This is a genomic window from Ramlibacter sp. (assembly GCF_041916345.1).
Taxonomy (GTDB): domain Bacteria; phylum Pseudomonadota; class Gammaproteobacteria; order Burkholderiales; family Burkholderiaceae_C; genus Ramlibacter.
In genome coordinates this window covers 21,190-28,751 of sequence record NZ_JAYRZR010000050.1, presented here as the reverse complement: position 1 = coordinate 28,751, position 7,562 = coordinate 21,190, and the positions used below count along the sequence as shown (strand labels likewise).

Here is a 7,562-nt window from a genome sequence, read left to right as displayed (position 1 = left end):
CGAGCAGGCCCTGCCCCACGTGCACGACAGCATCGGCATCTGCCACGCGGTGCTGCCGCGGCAGGGCCACCTGCGCCCCGGCCTGTTCTGCGTCGGCGGTGACTCGCACTCGCCCACGGGCGGCGCGTTTGGCGCCTACATGTTCGGCATCGGCGCCACCGAGATGCTGGGCGTGGTGAGCACGGGGGAGATCTGGGTGCAGGTGCCGCGCACCCTGCGCATGGAGTGGCGCGGCCGCCTGCCTGCGGGCCTTTGCGCCAAGGACATGATGCTCGCGATGATCGGCCGCTTCGGCATGAACGGCGGTGCGTACCAGGCGGTGGAGTTCGCGGGCGAGGCTGTGCGCGCCCTGCCCATGGGCGAACGCATGACGCTGGCGAACATGAGCGCCGAACTGGGCGCCCAGGTCGGGCTGGTGGCGCCGGACGAGACCACGCGCCACTGGCTGGCCGCGCATGACGTGACCGATGTGGAGATCGACCGCTGGCAGTCCGACGAAGGCAGCGCGAGCGAGGTGCACGCCTTCGACGCCGCCACCCTGGCGCCGCAGGTGGCCGCGCCGCACAGCCCGGCGAACGCCGCCGACGTGACCCGCCATGCCGGCACCCGCGTGGATGTGGCCTACATCGGTGCCTGCACCGGCGCCAAGCTGGATGACCTGCGCTTCGCCGCCCGCGTGTTGCGCGGCCGCCATGTCGCCGAAGGCGTGAAGCTGCTGGTGGCACCGGCCAGCCATGCGGATCGGGACGAGGCGGCCGCCGAGGGCGTGATGCAGATCCTCACCGATGCCGGCGCGCAGGTGCTGGCCAGTGCCTGCGGCGCCTGCGCCGGCTATGGCGACAGCTTCGCGGCGGACCAGACGGTGATCTCCAGCACCGCCCGCAACTTCAAGGGCCGCATGGGGCCGGCCAGCACGCAGGTGTACCTGGCCTCCGCATCCACGGTCGCGGCCTCGGCGCTCACTGGCCGCATCACGGACCCGCGGGAGGTGATGGCATGAACCTGCCCGACACCCGCCCGCGCCGCGTGTGGCGCTTTGGCGCCGAGATCGACACCGACGTGCTGGCGCCCGGTACCTGGATGAAGCACGGCGTGGAGGTGATCGCACAGCACTGCCTGGAGTCGGTGCGGCCCGAGTTCGCCGCGCAGGTGCGGCCCGGCGACGTGCTGGTGGCCGGCCCGAACTTCGGCATCGGCTCCTCGCGCGAGCAGGCCGCCGCCGCGCTGCATCACCTGGGTGTGTCCGCGGTGGTGGCGCCCAGCTACTCGGGCCTGTTCTTCCGCAATGCCTTCAACCTGGGTCTGCTGCTGCTGACCTGCCCGCAGGCCGAGCGCATCGCCGAGGCCGAGACCGTGCGCATCGATGTGCAGGCCGGCACCGTGAGCCGGCTCGATGGCGCCGAGGTGCTGCCGTGCGAGCCCATCCCCGCCTTCCTGCTCGACATGGTGGCCGCGGGCGGCCTGCTGCCCCGCCTGAAGCAACGATTCGCCCATAGCGCGGCCCCGGCCGCACGGAGACCTGAATGACGAAGCCCCTCTACGACCTCCTGATCAAGAACGTGCGCGTGGTGCGCCCGCACGGCAACACGGTGCACGAGTCCGACATCGCGATCGCCGGCGGCCGCTTCGCGCGCGTCGCCCCTGGCATCGACCCCACCACCGCCAAGCAGGTGCACGACGGCCGCGGGCTGCTGGCCTTCCCCGGCGTGGTGGACGCGCACATGCACGCGGGCATCTACTCGCCACTCGACGAAGATGCGGTGAGCGAGTCCAAGGCCGCGGCCATGGGTGGCGTGACCTCCAGCCTGAACTACTTCCGCACCGGCCAGTACTACCTGAACAAGGGCGGCCCCTACCGCAAGTTCTACCCCGAGGTGCTGAAGATCAGCAAGGGCCGCTTCCACGTGGACTACGGCTTCCACCTGGCGCCCATGGACGGCACGCACATCGACGAGATCCCGATGCTGATCGACAAGCACGGTGTCTCCAGCTTCAAGATCTTCATGTTCTACGGCTCGCACGGCCTGCATGGCGCCAGCGATGCACAGAAGCAGTTCCTGATGATCGGCGAGAACGAGCGCTACGACTACGCGCACTTCGAGTTCATCATGCGCGGCATCCAGGCCGCGCGCGAGAAGTTCCCCGAGCGCGCGCACCAGATCTCGCTGTCGCTGCACTGCGAGACGGCCGAGATCATGACGGCCTACACCAAGATCGTCGAGAAAGACAAGTCGCTCAAGGGCCTAGCCGCCTACAGCGCCTCGCGGCCGCAGCATTCCGAAGGGCTCGCGGTGTTCATCGCAAGCTACCTCGCGCACGAGACGGCGCTGCCCAACATCAACCTGCTGCACCTGTCGTCGCGCAAGGCGGTGCAGGCCGCGCTGATGATGGCCGACACCTTCCCGCACATCGACTTCCGGCGCGAGGTGACCATCGGCCACCTGATGCTGGACATCACCTCCAAGGCGGCGGAGCTGGCGAAGGTGAACCCCCCCATCCGCCCGCGCGAAGACGTGGAGTTCCTGTGGCAGGCGCTGCTGGCCGGCGAGCTGGACTGGGTGGTGTCGGACCACGCCTGCTGCCGGCACGAGATGAAGGTGCCCAAGCACTACTTCGGCAACATCTGGATGGCCAAGAGCGGCTTCGGCGGCACCGAGTACCTGCTGCCCTCGCTGGTGAGCGAAGGCACCCGGCGCGGCATGGGCTACAACCACATGGCCCGCGTGACGAGCTGGACGCCCGCGCAGCGCTTCGGCCTGAACCGCAAGGGCGACATCGCCGAGGGCTACGACGCCGACATCGCGCTGGTGGACCCGGCCCGCACCTGGACCATCCACGCCAAGGACTCGCCCAGCACGCAGGGCTACACGCCCTTCGAGGGCCTGGAGCTGTCGGCCCGTGTCGAGGCGACCTACCTGCGCGGCGAGCAGATCTATGCGCAGGACAAGGGCGTGATCGGCAAGCCGCGCGGTCAGTACCTGCACCGGCCCACGGCCTGACGGCGCGCCATGCAGCAGGCTCCCCGCGTGGTGCGCGCCGAGCGGCCGCCCCCGGCCGAACACGTGCCGGTGGTGATCGTGGGCGCCGGCGCCTGCGGGCTCACGGCCGCCATCGCACTGCGTGATCTGGGCATCGCCTGCGTGCTGCTGGAGCGCGATGCCACGCCCAGCGGCTCCACCGCGCTGTCGTCCGGCTTCATCCCGGCGGCTGGCACGCGGGCACAGGCAGCGCAGGGGATCACTGACGACGCGGCCACGTTCGCGGCGGACATCCTTGCCAAGACGAAGGGCACGGCCGCACCGCATCTGGTGCAGGCCTATGCGCAGGCCTCCGCACCGGCCATCGACGCCCTGGCCGGCCACGGCCTCGCGTTCTCGGTGCTGGACAACTTCCTGTACCCCGGCCACCGCGTTCACCGCATGCACACCCTGCCCCAGCGCACGGGCCAGGCGCTGGTGGCCGGCTTGCTGCAGGCCGCGCAGGACGCCGGGGCCGACTGGCTGGGCGAAGCCCATGTCGTGGAACTCTGGGTGGACTCGGCGGACCGCGTGCGCGGGGTTGGCTTCGCCCGGCCCGATGGGCGCATCGAACACCTGGCCTGCGACGCGCTGCTGCTCGCCTGCAACGGCTTCGGCGGCAACCCCGCGCTGGTGGCAGAGCTGCTGCCGGCCATGCGCGAAGCCACGTTCGCGGGCCACGCGGGCAACGACGGCAGCGCCATCGAGTGGGGCCGCGCGCTGGGTGCCGGCCTGGCGGACCTGGGCGGGTACCAGGGGCACGGCTCCTGGGTCGTGCCGCAAGGCGCGCTCATGACCTGGGCGGTGATGATGGAAGGCGGCAAGCAGCTCAATGCGCGCGGCCAGCGCTTCCATGACGAGACGCAGGGCTACTCCGAGGCGGCAGTGGAGGTGCTGGCGCAGCCGGGTGGCGTGGCCTGGAACGTATTCGGCGACCGGCAGCTCGCCCTGGCCCGCGAGTTCCCGGATTTCCGTGAGGCGGAGGCGGCTGGCGCGTTGCGCTCGGCGGCCGACCGCGCCGCGCTGGCTGCCGTGATCGGCTGTGCGCCCGAAGCCCTGGCACAGGAGATCGACCGCTTCGGTCCGCCCTTCCACGCGGTGCGGGTCACCGGCGCGCTCTTCCACACCCAGGGCGGACTCGCCATCGACGAGCGCTGCCGCGTGCTGCACACGGAGGGCCGACCCTTCCCCAACCTGCTGGCCGCGGGCGGCGCGGCGCGCGGCGTCAGCGGCAATGCCGTCTGGGGTTACCTGTCGGGCAATGGCCTGCTGAGCGCCGTGGCCGGCGGCTGGATCGCCGCGCACACCGCAGCGGCCTGCCTGGAGCGCCCCCATGCCTGAGACCCTGACCCCTGCCCTGCGCGAGCTGCTGCAGCGCCCGGAACCCCTGCTGGCCCCCGGCGTGTACGACGCACTCAGCGCGCTGATCGCCGAACAGGCGGGCTTCGATGCGCTCTACCTGTCGGGTGCCTCCATCGCCTACACGCGGCTCGGCCGCTCGGACGTGGGCCTGACCACCGCCAGCGAGGTGGCCGACACGCTGGCGCGCATCACCGACCGGGTGCGCCTGCCCGTCATCGTGGATGCGGACACGGGCTTCGGCAATGCCTTGAACACGCAGCGCACGGTGCGCGATTTCGAGCGCGCCGGCGCGGCCATGGTCCAGATCGAGGACCAGGGCTTCCCCAAGCGCTGCGGGCATCTCGATGGCAAGACGGTGGTGCCGGTGGCGGAGATGTGCGGCAAGCTGCACGCAGCGCTCGACGCGCGGCGCGACGCCGGCACGCTGATCCTGGCGCGCACGGATGCCGTGGCCGTGGAGGGCCTGGAAGCCGCACTGGAACGTGCCGAGCGCTACCTCGAATGCGGCGTGGACGCGCTCTTCATCGAGGCGCTGCGCAGCGAGGAGCAGATGCGTGCGGCCTGCACGCGCTTCGCGGGCCACGTACCGCTGCTGGCGAACATGGTCGAGGGCGGGCAGTCACCGGTGAAGTCGGCGGCCGAGCTGGGGGCGCTGGGCTTCCGCATCGTCATCTTCCCCGGCGGCACCGCGCGGGCGGTGGCGCATGCGCTGCAGGGCTACTACGCCACGCTGCGCCGCGATGGCACCACGGCGGCGATGCGCGGCGAGATGCTGGACTTCGACGGGCTGAATGCGGTGATCGGCACGCCGGCGTTGCTGGCGCTGGGCAAGCGCTACGAGGGCGGCACGTGAACGCTGGGGTTGCGCTATCGCTCCACCCCAGCCTACAGGGAACCCGCGTGGATGACTGTTCGTAGGCTGGGGTGGAGCGCAGCGCAACCCCAGCGATCCCCTCAGTGCTTCTCTTTCGCGTGGTTGATCGAGTACTTCGGGATCTCGACCACCAGGTCCTTCTGCGCCACGATCGCCTGGCACGACAGGCGTGAGTTCGGCTCCAGGCCCCAGGCGCGGTCGAGCAGGTCTTCCTCGTTCTCGTCCATCTCGTTGAGCGAGCCGAAGCCCTCGCGCACGACCACGTGGCAGGTGGTGCAGGCGCAGCTCATGTCGCAGGCGTGCTCGATCTCGATGCCGTTGTCCAGCAGCGCCTCGCAGATGGAGGTGCCGGCGGGTGCCTGCACCTGCGCCCCCTGGGGGCAGTACTCGGGATGGGGAAGGATCTTGATGACGGGCATGGGGCGTTTCGCGGGCGGCCGGCGCGTGCTCAGACGGTCTCGATCCGGCGGCCGGCCAGGGCCTTGCGGATGCCTTCGTTCATTCTGCGGGCGGCAAAGGCCTCGGTGCCGGCGGCCAGGGCCTTGACGGCGGCCTCCACCTCGGCTGCGTCCTCGGACGACGCGGCGGCCTCGCGCAGCGCGTTCATCAGCGCGTCGATGGCGGCGCGCTCGGACTCGTCGAGCAGCGCGGCATCGGCATCGAGCGCGCTGCGCGTGGCCAGCAGCATGCGCTCGGCCTCGACCCGTGCCTCGCGCAGGGCACGCGCCTTCATGTCGATCTCGGCGGTGGTGAAGCTTTCCTGCAGCATGCGGGCGATCTGGTCGTCCGACAGGCCGTACGAGGGCTTCACCTGCACCTGCGCCTCGACCCCGCTGCCCTGCTCGCGCGCGGACACGTTCAGCAGGCCGTCGGCGTCGACGGTGAAAGTGACGCGGATGCGCGCAGCGCCGGCCGCCATGGGCGGGATGCCGCGCAGCTCGAAGCGGGCCAGGCTGCGGCAGTCGGCGACCAGGTCGCGCTCGCCCTGCACCACGTGGATGGCCATGGCGGTCTGGCCATCCTTGAAGGTGGTGAAGTCCTGTGCCTTCGCGGTGGGAATGGTCTCGTTGCGGGGCACGATGCGTTCCACCAGGCCGCCCATGGTCTCGATGCCCAGCGACAGCGGGATCACGTCGAGCAGCAGCAGTTCACCGGCCGGGTTGTTGCCGGCGAGCTGGTTGGCCTGGATGGCCGCGCCCAGGGCAACGACCTCGTCGGGGTTAAGGTTGACCAGCGGCTCGCGGCCGAAGAAAGCCTGCACCGCGGCGCGGATCTGCGGCATGCGGGTGGAGCCGCCCACCATCACCACGCCCTGCACCTCGTCGCGGTCCAGCCGGGCATCGCGCAGGGCCTTGCGCACGGCCGCGAGCGTGCGGGCGGTCAGCGCCTGCGTGACCTGCTGGAAGTCAGCTCGCGTCACCGTGACCTCGGCCTGGCGGCCGGCCAGCGCCAGCGGCACCTCGACACGGTCGGTGTCGCTCAGGCTTTCCTTGACCCGGCGAGCCAGCATGCGCATGGCGGCCTTGTCCTCGGGTGTGGCGGCGTGCAGGCCGGCCCGGTCCTGCAGCCAGTCGGCCAGGGCGCGGTCATAGTCGTCGCCACCCAGCGCGGAATCCCCTCCGGTGGAGACGACCTCGAACACGCCGCGCGCCAATCGCAGGATGGAGATGTCGAAGGTGCCGCCGCCGAGGTCGTACACGGCGTACAGGCCCTCCGACGCATTGTCGAGGCCGTAGGCGATGGCCGCCGCGGTGGGCTCGTTGATGAGCCGCAGCACGTTCAGCCCGGCCAGGCGCGCGGCATCCTTCGTGGCCTGCCGCTGCGCGTCGTCGAAGTACGCGGGCACCGTGATCACGGCGCCATACAGGTCGTCGGCGAAGGTGTCTTCCGCGCGGTGGCGCAGCGTGGCCAGGATCTCGGCGCTCACCTCCACCGGGGACTTGGCGCCCTCGCGCGTGAGCAGCGAGACCATGCCAGGCTGGTCCACGAAGCGATACGGCAGCCGGTCACGGCCCTCGATGTCTGCCAGGCCGCGCCCCATGAAGCGCTTGACCGAGACGATGGTGTTCTCCGGGTCCTGGGCCTGGGCGGCGTGGGCGTCGGTGCCGATCTGACGGCGGCCATCGCCCAGGTAGCGCACCGCCGAAGGCAGCAGCACGCGGCCCTGCTCATCGGGCAGGCATTCGGCCACGCCATGGCGCACCGCGGCCACCAGCGAATGCGTGGTGCCCAGGTCGATGCCGACGGCGATGCGGCGCTGGTGGGGATCCGGCGAGGCGCCGGGTTCGGAGATCTGCAGCAGGGACATG

General features: G+C 71.0%; 7 protein-coding genes. 5 read left to right on the top strand and 2 right to left on the bottom strand.

Annotated features, from left to right (window positions below):
* The 5 genes from ACE3T5_RS13655 to ACE3T5_RS13635 all read left to right on the top strand — a co-directional run.
* A partial coding sequence (locus ACE3T5_RS13655) for an aconitase/3-isopropylmalate dehydratase large subunit family protein (protein WP_374668544.1) occupies positions 1-1,000 on the top strand: 1,000 nt, incomplete at its 5' end.
* Positions 997-1,527, top strand: a complete 531-nt coding sequence (locus tag ACE3T5_RS13650; protein ID WP_374668542.1) for a 3-isopropylmalate dehydratase — start codon at positions 997-999, stop codon at positions 1,525-1,527. The genes ACE3T5_RS13655 and ACE3T5_RS13650, both read left to right, overlap by 4 nt.
* Positions 1,524-2,999, top strand: coding sequence for a dihydroorotase family protein (locus ACE3T5_RS13645; RefSeq protein ID WP_374668540.1), 1,476 nt, complete (start codon positions 1,524-1,526; stop codon positions 2,997-2,999). The genes ACE3T5_RS13650 and ACE3T5_RS13645 overlap by 4 nt, the downstream gene beginning before the upstream one ends.
* Positions 3,000-3,008: 9 nt before the next feature.
* Positions 3,009-4,358, top strand: coding sequence for an FAD-dependent oxidoreductase (locus tag ACE3T5_RS13640; RefSeq protein ID WP_374668538.1), 1,350 nt, complete (start codon positions 3,009-3,011; stop codon positions 4,356-4,358).
* Entirely contained in the window at positions 4,351-5,232 is an 882-nt protein-coding gene (locus tag ACE3T5_RS13635; protein ID WP_374668536.1) for an oxaloacetate decarboxylase, read from the top strand. Before ACE3T5_RS13640 ends, ACE3T5_RS13635 begins: the two co-directional genes overlap by 8 nt.
* A 101-nt stretch (positions 5,233-5,333) precedes the next feature.
* Here the strand turns inward: ACE3T5_RS13635 and fdx are convergent, their stop codons facing one another.
* Positions 5,334-5,672 carry an ISC system 2Fe-2S type ferredoxin gene (gene fdx, locus ACE3T5_RS13630; protein ID WP_374668534.1) on the bottom strand — a complete coding sequence of 113 codons (339 nt, stop codon included), beginning with the start codon at positions 5,670-5,672 and terminating at the stop codon, positions 5,334-5,336.
* 29 nt (positions 5,673-5,701) lie between these two features.
* Positions 5,702-7,561, bottom strand: a complete 1,860-nt coding sequence (gene hscA / locus ACE3T5_RS13625) for a Fe-S protein assembly chaperone HscA (protein ID WP_374668532.1) — start codon at positions 7,559-7,561, stop codon at positions 5,702-5,704.
* Position 7,562: the final 1 nt, after the last annotated feature.